The 13,973-nt window shown below is 41.1% G+C and carries 10 protein-coding genes, 1 tRNA gene and 3 pseudogenes; 10 read left to right on the top strand and 4 right to left on the bottom strand.

What is annotated here, in order from left to right; all coding sequences use genetic code 11:
• Window positions 1-240: 240 nt before the first annotated feature.
• From NYE85_RS12700 to mobC, 3 genes and pseudogenes are all read left to right on the top strand, one after another.
• A tRNA-Asn gene (locus NYE85_RS12700) sits at window positions 241-316 on the top strand.
• Between the two features lie 161 nt (window positions 317-477).
• A pseudogene (locus tag NYE85_RS12695) lies at window positions 478-1,076 on the top strand (tyrosine-type recombinase/integrase); the annotation flags it as partial.
• 43 nt (window positions 1,077-1,119) lie between these two features.
• Window positions 1,120-1,866: a MobC family replication-relaxation protein gene (gene mobC / locus NYE85_RS12690; RefSeq protein WP_259005123.1), complete on the top strand. Its 747-nt coding sequence runs from the start codon at window positions 1,120-1,122 to the stop codon at window positions 1,864-1,866.
• Window positions 1,867-2,058: 192 nt separating this feature from the next.
• Here the strand turns inward: mobC and NYE85_RS12685 are convergent.
• Window positions 2,059-2,787: pseudogene (locus NYE85_RS12685) on the bottom strand (ArdC family protein); the annotation flags it as partial.
• A gap of 528 nt (window positions 2,788-3,315) precedes the next feature.
• Between NYE85_RS12685 and NYE85_RS12680 the strand changes: the two are divergent.
• From NYE85_RS12680 to NYE85_RS12670, 3 genes are read left to right on the top strand one after another with little or no spacing between them, the layout of a single operon-like run.
• Window positions 3,316-4,221, top strand: a complete 906-nt coding sequence (locus NYE85_RS12680) for a hypothetical protein (protein WP_259005122.1) — start codon at window positions 3,316-3,318, stop codon at window positions 4,219-4,221.
• A 2-nt stretch (window positions 4,222-4,223) separates the two neighbouring features.
• On the top strand, window positions 4,224-6,227 hold the full coding sequence (locus tag NYE85_RS12675) for a hypothetical protein (protein ID WP_259005120.1): 2,004 nt from the start codon (window positions 4,224-4,226) through the stop codon (window positions 6,225-6,227).
• Window positions 6,224-7,138: a hypothetical protein gene (locus NYE85_RS12670; RefSeq protein ID WP_259005118.1), complete on the top strand. Its 915-nt coding sequence runs from the start codon at window positions 6,224-6,226 to the stop codon at window positions 7,136-7,138. The genes NYE85_RS12675 and NYE85_RS12670 overlap by 4 nt, the downstream gene beginning before the upstream one ends.
• 25 nt (window positions 7,139-7,163) lie before the next feature.
• Here the strand turns inward: NYE85_RS12670 and NYE85_RS12665 are convergent, their stop codons facing one another.
• The gene (locus NYE85_RS12665) at window positions 7,164-8,324 is read right to left on the bottom strand and encodes an N-6 DNA methylase (RefSeq protein ID WP_259005117.1); all 1,161 of its coding nucleotides are present in this window, start codon (window positions 8,322-8,324) and stop codon (window positions 7,164-7,166) included.
• Window positions 8,325-8,401: 77 nt separating this feature from the next.
• Here NYE85_RS12665 and NYE85_RS12660 point away from each other — a divergent pair, with 77 nt between their 5' ends.
• From NYE85_RS12660 to NYE85_RS12650, 4 genes and pseudogenes are all read left to right on the top strand, one after another.
• Window positions 8,402-10,102 (top strand): zinc ribbon domain-containing protein, encoded by a 1,701-nt coding sequence (locus NYE85_RS12660; protein ID WP_259005116.1) that lies wholly within the window; start codon window positions 8,402-8,404, stop codon window positions 10,100-10,102.
• 15 nt (window positions 10,103-10,117) lie between these two features.
• Window positions 10,118-10,957 (top strand): hypothetical protein, encoded by an 840-nt coding sequence (locus NYE85_RS12655; protein ID WP_259005115.1) that lies wholly within the window; start codon window positions 10,118-10,120, stop codon window positions 10,955-10,957.
• 167 nt (window positions 10,958-11,124) lie between these two features.
• A pseudogene (locus NYE85_RS22760) lies at window positions 11,125-11,349 on the top strand (hypothetical protein).
• A gap of 300 nt (window positions 11,350-11,649) precedes the next feature.
• Window positions 11,650-12,516, top strand: a complete 867-nt coding sequence (locus NYE85_RS12650; RefSeq protein WP_259005114.1) for a MurR/RpiR family transcriptional regulator — start codon at window positions 11,650-11,652, stop codon at window positions 12,514-12,516.
• Here the strand turns inward: NYE85_RS12650 and NYE85_RS12645 are convergent.
• Window positions 12,513-13,109: a 2-dehydro-3-deoxy-6-phosphogalactonate aldolase gene (locus NYE85_RS12645; RefSeq protein WP_259005112.1), complete on the bottom strand. Its 597-nt coding sequence runs from the start codon at window positions 13,107-13,109 to the stop codon at window positions 12,513-12,515. The two genes, NYE85_RS12650 and NYE85_RS12645, sit on opposite strands and share 4 nt — an antisense overlap.
• Window positions 13,096-13,971 (bottom strand): 2-dehydro-3-deoxygalactonokinase, encoded by an 876-nt coding sequence (locus tag NYE85_RS12640; protein ID WP_259005110.1) that lies wholly within the window; start codon window positions 13,969-13,971, stop codon window positions 13,096-13,098. Before NYE85_RS12640 ends, NYE85_RS12645 begins: the two co-directional genes overlap by 14 nt.
• Between the last annotated feature and the right edge of the window lie 2 nt (window positions 13,972-13,973).

Here is a 13,973-nt window from a genome sequence, read left to right as displayed (position 1 = left end):
CGTGGATTAACCGGCTAAAAAAACGCGGCGTCGACCCACCTGGTTAACCGCAGCCACCATACGGCGGCACGGTATTGCACCACAATGGGGCGGTTTGTGGGCATACCGCCCGTTATCATTTCACCAATTCAATCAATAATGCAGCAGTTTGCATACTCTTGCAGCAAACGCACCGAAAGGCGTTTTTTGACGCTTTACAAGCCCCTGGCACCCCGCTATGATTCGCCTCGTTCACACGATTCCTCTGTAGTTCAGTCGGTAGAACGGCGGACTGTTAATCCGTATGTCACTGGTTCGAGTCCAGTCAGAGGAGCCATATTTCTGTTTTCAGGCGTTCTTATAGGTCCCTGTTCGATTAGGTTTCAATAAGTTAGCGTGGAAATCTTTCCCGATGCGTATCTGGTTTTTCCTGCGCATTCGGCGAAATTGGTGGTCTGATTTGGGGTCATTTCAGTTCGATAACGGAGTGACCACCACATGCCCCTGTCCGACGCGAAAATCCGCAGTATCAAACCTTCTGGTAAACCTTTTAAAGTCTCCGATTCCCACGGTTTGTATCTTCGGATCAAACCTAGCGGCTCCCGTCACTGGTATCTTAAGTACCGTATTAGCGGTAAAGATTCCCGCATTGCGCTAGGCGCCTATCCTGTCATCTCCCTCTCTGACGCCCGGCAACAGCGTGAAGGTATTCGCAAAATGCTGGCGCTGAACATCAACCCCACGCAACAGCGAGCTGCTGAATGCAGTTCTCGCGTACCGGAGAAACTGTTTAAAACCGTGGCGCTGGCGTGGTATAAAAGCAACAGAAAATGGTCGAAAAACACCACCGACCGTCTGCTTGCCAGCATGAATAATCATATCTTTCCGATTATGGGCATCTGCCAGTTACCGAGCTTAAACCCCGTCATTTCATAGAACTGCTGAAAGGCATTGAAGAAAAAGGCCTGCTGGAAGTCGCGTCCCGAACGCGACAGCATCTCTGCAACATCATGCGTCATGCCGCCCATCAGGGATTAATCGATACCAACCCGGCAGCAAACCTTGACGGCGTGACGGCTCCGCCCGTTAAACGATATTGACGAGGAATACCCGTCCCCGCTGGATTTTTAAGGAGCGCTTATGCTGATTTCGTCCTTTCATGAGCGCCAGACGCGCAACAATGAGAAAATAAAACAACTGCTGAACTTCCTGAAAGAAGAAACCTACAGTGATTTTAAAACGCTGATGCAGTTATTTGGTTTCCGGGATCATAAGTCGCTTTATTCGCTGCTGGCAAAAACGGAGCGAATGGGGTTAATCCAGAAGCATATGCTTGAATCACGGACAATGAAAATCTCATTATGGGGGATCACCAGCGACGGGCTGGCGGTGGTGTTGACCCCGGATGATAGAATCTTTCCTGCGCGGTTTGAACCATCAAAAATCACCGACTGGACGCTGGAGCACCATCTTGATAATCAGACCGCCAGGCTTATTCTGGAGAAGAAAGGCGCTTCGGGATGGATTAACGGCGACCGGGCCAGCTTTCTCAGCCAGTATCAGGTAAAACATCGCCCGGACGGGTTACTGACGCTGCCCGATGGTAACGTTATTGCCATTGAAACCGAGCGCCGCCTGAAAACCCGAGCCCGTTACCAGTCTATTATCGCCAGCCACCTACTAGCCCGTACCAGCAGGCACTGGATTTATGTTTTTTATGTCATGCCTGACCCACAGAAAAAACGGGCGCTTGAGCTGCTGTTTGACAACATCAGGCATGTCATCATCAACCATCAGCACGTCCCGCTTGAAGAACGCCACCGTCGGGTGTTTCGCATTTATACCTTTGATGAACTGAAAAACCTGTCATTAGGCAGCTATACGTAAGCTTTACTCAGGCCAACATGATGGCCTCACCGGCCTGGCGGCGATACCGCTAGGCCGGGATTTTTTTATTCCACTGCGAGGCGCAGACTGTTCGGTACTCGCTGTGCTGCGTTCCGCCTCAGTCTGCGCCTTGCAGCGTTGCCGGTTAAAAACCATGTAACCGCATTCCCTTGCGGTTGCCCGGCTCCGGCCTCAGAGTTTATCCATCAGATAACGATGCTCTTTAGAGGCGGCGCTGGCCGCTTTGAAAATATAACGCTTGTCGTTTTTCAGCACTTTCAGCCAGGAAGCAATATAGCTTTCATATTGTACCTCTCCCTCAATCCTCAGTTCCGCCACCAGTTCTTCCTCTGCATAATCTGCACTGCCAAACTTCCCTTTCATTTCACGGTTCAGGCGTTTTTTACCACCACTCCAGTGAACCAGCTCATGCAGGCCAGTAGCGTAGAAGTTAGCCGCATCCGAAAACAGATGGCGCTTTGGTAACCAGACTTCATCAGAGGATGGACTGAAAAAGGCATTTTGTCCTTTCTCAATGATGTTTGCGCCGATCTTCCTGAACAGATTTTCAGTCTGCGGCAACGGGTCAAAGGTTGCTTCCGGGCTGACGGTTTCCGTTGTTAGGAGCAAACCGTCGATTTGCTGAACGTTAAACACGGTGAAAGTTTTAAGCATCGGGATATGGTCAATTTCTCCGGCGTCGTTTTCCTTCTCCAGTGTGGTGTAGAAAATGGCTGTTGTGCCATGTTCACGCGTGCGAACCTGTCCACCTGCTGTCTGTGCCTGCTTGTAGGTCAACCAGCGTGAGTCGCTGAACCCCTGTTTAGATGCGCTGCACCATAACAGCATGATATTCATACCGCTATAGGCTGCTCCGGTTGTGTAATTGGATGGCAGACCAGACATGCCCGATATACGCTGGTCGCCGCTGTGGTGTTAGGGGCACTTGTCCGGGTGGTATGCAGGGAAATCGTCATGGTTTTTTCTCCGTCAGTGTGTGATTTTCGTCTTCGTATCGCCTGACGGTTCGCTTTCCCGGTATCGTTCCGGCCAGCAAGGGCGCAGCATGCTTGCCGTTTACCCTTGCGGGACGGGTTGTGTTGGGAAACGATTAACCGGAAGCAGATACGGAGAACGAAAAGCACACGGGAGAAAAAACTTGCCCCTGCATAGCCGGGCGTAGCGCCCCTTGCTCCGTAGGGGGGAAATGTTCTAGCAGTCATCAGTTGGGGATTTAGATAGGCGGGACTTTAACTTCTCTTGATTAGCACAAGATTAATACATTATTAACATATTGATTTCTTTCTTTTAATCTCTTATCATGTAGGAAATGTGTATTGACTGCGGTAGCTATAGCCAAAATCATCTCAGCTAGTTATCTGTAATAATCAGAACTATCGTTAATCCTCTATTTATCCAAGTAATTTAGATTAACATATTGGAAAAACAATGAATTTAAATATTGATGAGCGATATGACTTCTTAATTGAAAAGTCCTTTGAAAATGCCAGAGGCATGATTAAATACAAATACATAGACAATATAAACATTCGAACATTAAATAAATGGATAGATAATTTTCAAAGTCGAGACGAAAAATACTTAAGCGCGGCAATTTTAAATTCCTTAATATTCAGAAGTGAAGAGTCAATTAAGTCTATAGGCGCTGATATATTTCAAATCATGTTGCCACAAATTCTCGAGCAAGAAGGAATATATAAAGTAAGCAATATAAAAGACTGGATGAAACTCTTGAATGGTCGCAATTGTAGAAGTATCCCAATTAGATTTACAGCCATTGATGATGTGGATAACAAAGCGGTTAAAAGTAGTAGTATTATCCTGAATACATTACAAAAATTGTTTTTTGATAGCACTCTAGGAATCAACTCACATAGTGTCGCACAAACTCAAAATAACAATATAAAAGCTATCATTTTGTTTGACGATATAATCGGAACGGGATCACAACTCGAAAACTTCTTCACCAAAAGAAAATTTCAAGAAAGTGATATTAAATTTATTTACATACCATTCTCAGCCGTAAATAAAACATATCAAGATCTTGAAGGTAAATTTGATAACCTAGTAATTAAGCCAGTAGAAATAATAGATGAATCACATAGCTTTTTTACTAAGGAAAATAAAATGCTAGGCGCAGTTGAAGGACTTACAGAGGAAGACTTCAAAAAATTCTATCTTCATGTGTGCAAAAGCAAAGGTATAAGTATTAATGGAAATCTTGGATATGGCGGTTTTGAGTTAACCTATTTATTTTCAAAATCAACACCCAATAACAATATTTCCATGATAGTTCATAAAGATGAAAACTGGAACGAATTATTTAAGAGGTAAAAATGGCTAACATGTTAAGCTCCGTATTTGCCAAAAATCGTACAGAAGAGTTTCCTGATGACGTATATTCAAAGTATGTTCTTCCTATAAATAATCATGAAATTGATATTAGTGATGCCTCAAAGGCCTGCGTGATCGTAGGGGGGAGAGGTTCGGGAAAGACGATGTATTTAAAATACTATTGCTTTCCAACAATTTTGAGTTCAAATAGATCTGATATTGATTTAAAAAATTTGAAGAACCTAGGGCTTTATTGGAGGCCTGATACATCATTTACACAACATATATCACAAAATTGGCTTGGACAATATTGGTCAAGTGCATTTAACAGCTATATGACGTTGTCTATATTAATAGAATATAATAAGTTACTCCAGACATTGATTAATCACAATCAATTGTCAGAAAACTCTAAAATATCGATAAAAAATATCGAAATCCCTGAAAGCATAACAAACCAATTATCTGTTAAAAGTGATAAGATTTATTTATTTGAAGCAAAGAAGATATTACAAAATTCATTATTCACATTATGCAACTGGATCAATTCTCCATTCACAGAAACACCTCCTTTTTCGTTAAACACAAAAGGAACTTTGTCGCTTGTTGCTAATGAGTTAAATACAGCTGTTAGTGAACTTGAAAACATAACATATCATATATTCATTGACGAATTCGAAAATCTTACAGAATCGCAGCAAGTAATAATTAATACATTAATGAAACATGGGGAAAAACAGTTAATTTTCAGCATAGCTCATAAGAAAAATGCCATAATATCTCATGATACTTTAGGCAATGAAAAAATTGTTGAAAGGAATGATTATAGAACAATTGATTTGGAAAGACATTATAATAATAATTTTGATGTATTTGCTGGAGAAGTATTGGCTTTAAGACTGGAGGAATTTTTTGATCAGAAGCAACTTAACCTTTTTGTTCGTAAAGAAGAAAACCTAGAATACAGACAAACTCATGATTATTTGAAAGAAATAAGGAATTTAGCTGAAAGATTTTTGCCAAGCTTAACGTATAGTGAAATGGCTCAAAATATTTTCAGCGATAATTCACTTTATGATAAGTTATTAGCAATTATAGCCGATGGGCTGATTTTGCATAAAAAATCAAAAGTATTAAATGCAGAACAATTTATTGACATAAAATTTCCTGAGGCCAGTTTAGTTAATGCTGCCATATTAAATAGAAACAATACATTACCTCATATTTTGCTAGAACAATTCGAGGAATACAAAGGAGGGACTTCAAATAAATATCAACAGTGGATTCATAATTATTTGGTAGGTGTAATTCTTTTAATATATAAAAAATCACCTTCAAAAGATTGTCCTTTTTATTCCGGTTACAAACAATACGTTTTACTCTCAAGAGGTAACATAAGACATTTTCTGGAGTTATGTCATCAATCTGTATTGTTGAATGAGCAATTTAATGCCAAGACTTCCTCAAGAAGGCTTGATAAAATCCCCGTGAATATTCAATCTAGGGCAACAAAAAAAACAAGCGGACTAGAATTAGAAAAAATATCTGATTTAGGTTCACATGGTTCTCATTTAAAAAAAATAGCAACTAGATTGGGAAGAATATATTCATATAGCCAAACTAGAAAAAGTCAAAGTGAAGTAGAAATTAATCATTTCTCCCTGGATCTATCTGATGAAACAGAACTAAACGAAGATACTCGCACGTTACTTAATGAAGCAATAATCTGGTCTGTGCTTATCGAAGAACATAGTACTAAACAAAAAAAATCAGAATCTTTAGAAGTCAAGGATTATGTACTTCACCCTGTATTATCCGCACATTTTGGGATAAGTTACAGAAAGAAGAAAAAATTAAAATTAAACAAAGAAAGTTTAACTATAATATTTACTGCTGATGATAATAAGTTTAATAGATTATTAAAAAGCTTTATTACCAAGTGGGATTTAGATGAAGAGCCTTTAGAAAATACAAATGATGTGGTAAAACAACTGGGGCTTTTATGATCACAATAAATAGAATAAGGCAAATCCCTACTATAGATTCATGTTGTACTGAAGAATATGATGTTTTCTTTTGTGGTAAAGCAATTGATGAACGAACAAATAATGTTTTAAATCAAATAAAAGTCACACCAAATTATGCGATTACGTTTGATAAGACAAACTATTCAATAACGATAGGTTCAACGCAATATAAAATATTCAGATTAAAAGAATTCTTCATTTCATCCGATATCAGCAGAGTTTTAATTGATTCAACTTCACTAGGCTTCCCTGAACTTCTATACCTACTGGATGCAATGAATAAGTCAGGAAAACATTTATATTGCACTATAATATATGTAGAGCCGAAAGAATATGCAAAAGAAGTATCTAAAGACGGTGATGACGAATTTGTACTGAGTGACAAACGTTACCCATTTATTGCATTACCGGCTTTTGCTCTAGATAATCAATCTAATTCGGATGATAAAGCAACTCTAGTATCTTTCCTAGGATTTGAAAATTCTAGGTTAGGTCATATTTTAGAGCATGATGATGGCGCAAGTTATAAACAACTATTGGCTCACCTTGCTATTCCGGCTTATAAAGCAGGATGGGAAAACATTTCATTAAAACGGCATATGAAATATTTTAATATGTTGAACTCAGAATTAATAACATACCCAGGCTCTAATCCCTATGCAGTTAATGAACTCCTTAATGATATTATATCTGAACATAACAAAATTGTTATAACATCTTTAGGAACAAAACCTACGGCTATCGGAATTTGTGTTTTCCTAATAAATAACATATCAAAAAATAACGTGGATAATCAAATAGGTGCAATTTACGACTTCCCCGAAAAATCAGCCAATCGAAGTAAAGGGATTGGGCAAATTTACTCATATGAATTAGAAATATATAATTAACTAGATTAGAAAAAGAAGCAAAGTATTAGTCATACTTTGCTTCTTTTTTATAAACAAATTTCATGTCTGATGAAAAATATTTTTTCATTTTAATTCTAATATAGCTTTTGAAATTTTCCAAACTAATATGCTTAGCACACGTTCCTGTTGCATAATAATCTAACCATTGAACCTTATCTTTTTCCCATGCTTGGAAAATATAATCTCTTAGAGCCGGGTCATTTATCCTCAAACAAAAAACGCAATCACTTAATATAGCATCTGTGCCTGCATACAAAATGGTTCTCCCTAGAACTCTACTTCCTACTCTAGCGATCAAAATATCTCCAGATTTAACCAAGCATTCGTTTACTGGCGGCTCCCCTCTTTGATACTCTGATGGATCGCTATATGATGAAGTGTGGAAGAATGATTTTTTAGACGCCCGACATTCTTTACCCGTTTTCTTTCCTCTAAAAAGATGGAAATAATTATCAACACTATCATTCTGAGGAATTATTTTTTCATTTACAAATTCCTTATAACTTAAAGAAATTGTAGTAAAATTCCTCACTAAAACTAATCTTTGAGATTTTGAAGGTACATTTTTCTTAATGTGGTAGATATGTGTTTTAGCTTCTGTTTTTTTAAATGACTTATGATTGCATTCGATGATTTTTTTAATTTCGAAATTCGAAATTAAAAATAACCTTAGCCAAACAAAAGATTTTGAAGAGAAAAACATATCCGGAAGAATTATAGCCAATTCACCTCCTTCCTTTATCTTCATAATATTTAAGATTAAAAAAACTATTTCCGCCCTAATTTTTTTTGCATTAATAACCTTCGATGTCATCTTTGTGATTAAGGACAATAAATAATCATTAACTTCTATGAATTTAAATGGCGGATTGCATACAGCAACATCAAATGATTCACATGGCACAAGAGCAAATAGCTCTGGAGTGGTCGAATCGATATAATAACAAACGGCATCAGGATGTTTATTATTGAGAAACTCTACATTCTTTGCATCAATATCTGCAGCCGTTATTTTAATATCTGGAAAACGTTTCACCAATGCATCAATTAGAGCCCCCTCTCCTGCACTTAACTCTAGGCAACTTTGTGGGTACGACTGCTCAATCATGGATGCAAGCATCTCACTGACATTGCTCTCTGTATAAAACTGTTTAAATTCAACCACTTATTTATAATTCTACTGTTTATTAAATCCTTGTGTTATCTTAACTAAATTCCTGTTTACAATCAAAGAGATTGTTTATGACTACAAACCATATCGAAAATCTCCCAGACGATCTTGACAGCTTTGAGTTTGAGGAAAGAGCAGACTACCTTCCGGACGATGTCCTTGTACGTTGGTCTCCAAATAATAGCCATTTTTACTCAGTACAAAAAAAACTAACGCAAGTTGGAGCAAAACTCTTGGTTGGACCGAGAGGCTCTGGTAAAACTCATTATATGCGACACGCTTATCTTGAATGCAGGAAAAATAAATCACTTCCTCTTCCACTATATGTGTCGTTTAATCATTATCTACGTCTAGAAACATACATTCATGAAACTTCAAATGCTATCGAGATTTTTCACACATGGGTCCTCGCCAAGATAATAAATGCATGTCATGAGGATTATGATATTTTCCCTTTTGATGATATTTCTATAGTTGATATTAAAAACTTCATTATAGATATTGAGAAGCAGAATTATTTGCCAGAGCATAACAATATAATTACATCACTAAATATTGATATTGTTCAATCAATAATTGATACCTGTGCAAATTCACAAAACAGAAAAAGATCCGTTCTGTTCTTTGATGATGCTGCACTTACCTTAACAAAAGAATATATGGTCGAGTTTTTCGATATTTTCAGGAGCATTAAGACTTCAAGAATATCACCTAAGGCATCAGTATATCCAGGCACTACGCAATATGGCCCAAGATTTCATTTAGGTCAAGATGCTGAACCTGTATTAATATGGCAAGACGTTGAACAAAGTGAATACATAGATTTTATGTATGCGCTCGTCAAGGAAAGATTTAACAACCAAGTCGTTGAAGATAAAGATATAAACACCCTTCTTATTTATGCATCATTCGGAATCCCAAGAGCTTATATTAATTTGATAAGAGCTTATTCTGAGTCAAAGTCTAAAACTAAACAGGCAAAATTCAATCATGTTATTGAAGACAGATGCAAGTACACTTATGACGAGTATATTTCAATTATTGATAAATTACCTCAATATGGTGAATATATTAAATCCGGATGGGAGCTTTTCAATAAAATATTGATGGATTTAAAAACAATAAATTATGAAAACATACAAAAGGATAAGGCTAATTATAAAAAAACAGTTTCAGTCGGTATTGAAGATATGGATTCTGACAAAATAGAAAGAATAATTAGTTTCTTAATTGAAGCAGGTCTCCTTTATGAATATACTAGCACCTCGCATGGCCGCGAGAGAAAATTACGCCGTTTTACACCACATTATGCTTTCCTTATAAAGGAAAAAACGTTTTCAATTAGCCGAGGATTTAGTGCAACGAGACTGGTTGAAATATTAACATTTCGTTCTGAAAAACATCCCCTGCGAAGGTCTGTTTTTTCGTTATTGCCTAAGGAACATTTTGAAAAAATATCGTTAACATTACCAAACTGCTCTAATTGTGGTGAAAAACGGTTATCGGACAATCAGAAATTCTGTCATAACTGCGGTAAAGAACTTATCGATGAATCATCTTTTCGTTTGTGTATGAAGAAAAACTTACTTGAACTACCTTTAACAAAATTCCAAAAGGCAGTAATCCAACAAACTAATTTCAAAACAGTTGAGGATGTTATTTCATCTAAAAACACTGCGACAGAATTTATGAAAGTTAGACAAGTAGCTCAGAAAAGAGCTGCAGCATTAGAATTTAAAGTTCGCTCTTGGGTTAACGAGTTTTTAGCTTAAATGGCAGAAAAAATCATGAATAACAATAAATTCTCATATAATATATCTGGACAAAAAGTCACGCCAAACATTAATACAATAAATTTTTTTGATCAAAGTTATCAAGAACCTCAATTTTCTGCTATAGATATTTACAATAGTAAAAAAAACATTCATATCAGATTACTAGGTGAACCAAGCGAATCAGATGAATGGAAATTGCTTGTGAATCTTATTATGCTGGGATTTATATCATTAGTTGAAAGCTATTGTCGTTGTATTATACGCAGAGTATTGATTGTTGATAAACAAGCAAGGTCATTCAGTTTCAAAAATAACGTAAGCTATGCTGCAGCTGTTTATCATGAAAAAAGCATTCTACCAGAAGCTTTATTAGAAGATGCCACATTCATCTCTGAATCAAATATACTTGACACCATTAAAATATTTACCGGATTACGTATAGATAGACAAAAATCACCATCAGTAATATCTGCTTTGCAGAAGTATGAACAAGTATGCCAACTACGGCATTGTATAGTACATCGTTCAGGTTTATTAGGTACAAAAAATGCTTTAAAACTTGGCCTTGAACAACATTATACTTTTTTAGAAAAACCAATTATTATTAGTTATGATGCAATACAGTCTATTATTTCAGTATGTGATAATGTTGTAAAAGAATTAAATGATGAAATTTTCAACCTCCTTCTTGATGGGATTGCTCAACAATTTGAATGGACTGGAGATCTTAGAAAAGATAAAAAAACATTCTCAAAATATTTTGATGTTTTTTATTCTTCAAGCGCGAATGCTAATAAATCCGCTGAATTAAAAAAATGTTATCGTTCTTTTTGCAGCCATTATGGCTTTTAGACATTCCGACCCTATCTTTGCCAAAAAATAAAAGAGGGTGTGAGTTGAGAAAATGTTTAACACTAATATGCTAAGGCTTTAGTCATTAATTTTTTCGTATGTATAGGATGGTGTCGGTAGTATTGAGAGTTGATAACTTTAGGTGCTTACTATTACCAGCAATCGTTATGTTATTCATATGTACGCATCCATGTACATTTATGGTGGTCATTCTGGTGGTCTTGACAGAACGGTAATTCAGGTTTAGCTTACTTATTAGCCAGTTACTGGCAAAGGCGATCCCAGTCAGAGGAGCCATATTTAGAGAAGCCCGCTTAAGGAAACTTAAGCGGGCTTTTTGCTTTTGTGTGATTGGTGAATCCCTGACAGGCCCAGTTTTACCCATCAAATAACGATGCCTTTGGCTGCCGCGCTGGCGGTCTTGCAAATATAACGTTTGTCTAGTGATTTTTATCCGGCGATTCCCCCGCCGTGGCGCCCATCGGCTGGATGCGCTGAGCCCAGCCTGACCCTGAGCAGGGAAATGCTCCGCCCTGATAACAGGATTTCGCCGCCCCGTACCGCGAAAGTTTTTATTATTAATGAGTTATCTCAACATCCAACCGAACCGACGATTTACCCGATGCTTTATTGCATTAAATACCCTACATGATAAAAAGGATCGTAGTTTCCCACTACCTTGATACCGTCTAATGACCTACAGCATCGACATAATCTCCTGCATCACCGAGCGTTTCATGGCACTGACAGCGACAGAAAAACGCATTGCGCGTTTTATTCTGGACGATGTTGCCACTGCCGCCGAGCTGCCTATCGCCAGCCTGGCGCACCACACCGACACCAGCCAGGCCTCAATCACCCGTTTCGCCAGAACCCTGGGCTGCAAGGATTTTCGCGAACTCAAGATGCGTCTGGCCCAGTCGCTGGCGGTGGGACAGCGCTTTATTCTGGATGTACCGGATCTTGAGGGCGTACAGGGCATTTATGAATCTATCATTAGCGTGCTGGAAACCAACCGACGCGCCCTGGATACCGAAGCGTTGCAGTTGGCGGTGCCGTGGTTGAGCCAGGCTCGGCAAATCCTGGCAATTGGCATGGGCGGCGGCTCCACCATTTGTGCTCAAGAGTTACAGCATCGTCTCTTTCGCCTCGGGCTGCCGGTCGTCCATCAGAATGATGGGCTGCTGGTGCGGATGATGTGTGCGGCGGTGGCGCCGAAGGATGTGGTGATTGCCCTTTCGCTCGGCGGCCATGCCAGTGAACTGACCAACAGCGCGGCCATTGCCCGTCAATATGGAGCCAAGGTGATTGCCATCACCCCACCGGATACGCCGCTGGCCGAGCAGGCCGATCTGGTGTTGCCGCTGGTGGTGCGTGAAAACGACTATATCTTTAAACCCAGCACTTCGCGCTATGCGATGCTGGCGATGGTGGACGTGCTGGCAACCGAACTGGCGATGGCAAACAAGGCGCAGGCAAAGGATCGGTTGCGCCGCATCAAGCTGGCGCTGGACAGTCACCGTGAAAACCACGATGACCGCCAGCCTCTAGGAGATTAACCGCAGGCGGCAATAAATCGTCGGGCCTGCGCTGCGGTTTGCTGTACGCTTTGCCCGGCACGATACAGATCGCTACCCAACCCGGCGCCACAGCAGCCCGCCCGCAGGTAATCGACAATATTGTCCGGCGTTACACCGCCGACAGCCAACACCGATACCTCAGGCGGCAGCACCGCTTTCAGTGCGCTGATGTACGCCGGCCCAAAAGCGGCTGAGGGAAAGATTTTCAGGCACTGCGCGCCGGCCTCAAGCGCAGTAAAGGCTTCGCTGGCGGTGGCACAGCCGGCACACACCAGCATGTCATGCTCCACGGCCCGGCGAATGACTGCGGGTTGCGTATTGGGCGTGACAATCAGTCTTGCTCCAGCCTTGGCCAGCCAATCCACCTGCTCGATATTCAGCACCGTTCCGGCGCCGATCGTCGCCTGCTGACCATACCGGCGCACCATCTGCGGTATGCTTTGTTGCCAACCGGGGGAGTTGAGTGGAATTTCGATGTAGCGCAGGCCTGCGTCAATCAAGGCCGCAACATGGTCGGCAGCCTCTTCTGGCCTGATGCCGCGCAAGATGGCAATTAGCTTAATATCCGTCATTGATTATCCTCTTTATTCCCTGCAAAAACGCGGTGTCGCCCGAACATTGGCTTACCGTTATTCCCAGCAGATCGAAGGCTGCCTGGTAGCGCATCAGCAATCGCTCTGCGCCAACCAGCGTGGCCGATGACGGTTGCCGCTGCCCCGTCTGCGTTGCTACCTCGGCACCAATCAGCAAGCCCGACAGATAATCACTGACCGATTCCTTTTTCAGCTCCCCCAACAGCCAGCGGGCGCGGGTTTCAAACAGCTTTGGCAGCAATGCGGGAGAATCCACACCGGTTGCCAGCCCCCGGCGGAACGCCGCTACATCATCTAGCTGTTCCGGCAGCGCGTGACCAATCAGTGAATGACTCAATAATAAATGGTGCAGTTCCCCCGTCATCACCGTGGTGAAATCCTCAATGCTGGCCTGCTGTGACCACACCCATTTGCAGTGCGTACCCGGCAGCACGTAACAGCTGGCAGGCGACAGCTGTGCTGCGCCAAGCAGCTGCGTTTCCTCACCGCGCATCACGTTGCAGGCGCCATCGCGCACGGTTTTCAGCCCCGGCACAATCCAGACATTCTCATCAACACGCTGGCATTGTGAGCCGATATCATCAAGCCGTACGGGACAATGGAGGTAGGGCACTGTCTGCCAGCCCGCCTCACTGCCGATCATCCCCGCCATCATGACCGGTATGTTCCGATTGCCGCGCCAGGGGGCGATGTAGCGCTGGAAGATGTCGCGCGGTGCCTGTCCTTTCAGGCGGCTTACCCCGGCCGGGAGGTTGAGTGAATTGATACAGTCGCCGTGCTGCACGTGCCAGGCGCGCAGTTGGGTCGACCCCCAGTCAATGGCAATATAATTGTCGAGCATGC

Source organism: Serratia sp. AKBS12 (assembly GCF_024793895.1).
Classification (GTDB): Bacteria; Pseudomonadota; Gammaproteobacteria; order Enterobacterales; family Enterobacteriaceae; genus Serratia_F.
The sequence above is the reverse complement of the archived record's forward strand: the minus strand, read 5'-3'. Positions and strand labels throughout refer to the sequence as shown.

What these genes read in the sequence shown, in the direction of transcription:
- mobC (WP_259005123.1), top strand. Translation starts at nt 1,120, where the DNA reads ATGCTGATTTCGTCCTTTCATGAGCGCCAGACGCGCAACAATGAGAAA.
- NYE85_RS12680 (WP_259005122.1), top strand. Translation starts at nt 3,316, where the DNA reads ATGAATTTAAATATTGATGAGCGATATGACTTCTTAATTGAAAAGTCC.
- NYE85_RS12675 (WP_259005120.1), top strand. Translation starts at nt 4,224, where the DNA reads ATGGCTAACATGTTAAGCTCCGTATTTGCCAAAAATCGTACAGAAGAG.
- NYE85_RS12670 (WP_259005118.1), top strand. Translation starts at nt 6,224, where the DNA reads ATGATCACAATAAATAGAATAAGGCAAATCCCTACTATAGATTCATGT.
- NYE85_RS12660 (WP_259005116.1), top strand. Translation starts at nt 8,402, where the DNA reads ATGACTACAAACCATATCGAAAATCTCCCAGACGATCTTGACAGCTTT.
- NYE85_RS12655 (WP_259005115.1), top strand. Translation starts at nt 10,118, where the DNA reads ATGAATAACAATAAATTCTCATATAATATATCTGGACAAAAAGTCACG.
- NYE85_RS12650 (WP_259005114.1), top strand. Translation starts at nt 11,650, where the DNA reads ATGACCTACAGCATCGACATAATCTCCTGCATCACCGAGCGTTTCATG.
- NYE85_RS12645 (WP_259005112.1), bottom strand. Translation starts at nt 13,109, where the DNA reads ATGACGGATATTAAGCTAATTGCCATCTTGCGCGGCATCAGGCCAGAA.
- NYE85_RS12640 (WP_259005110.1), bottom strand. Translation starts at nt 13,971, where the DNA reads ATGCTCGACAATTATATTGCCATTGACTGGGGGTCGACCCAACTGCGC.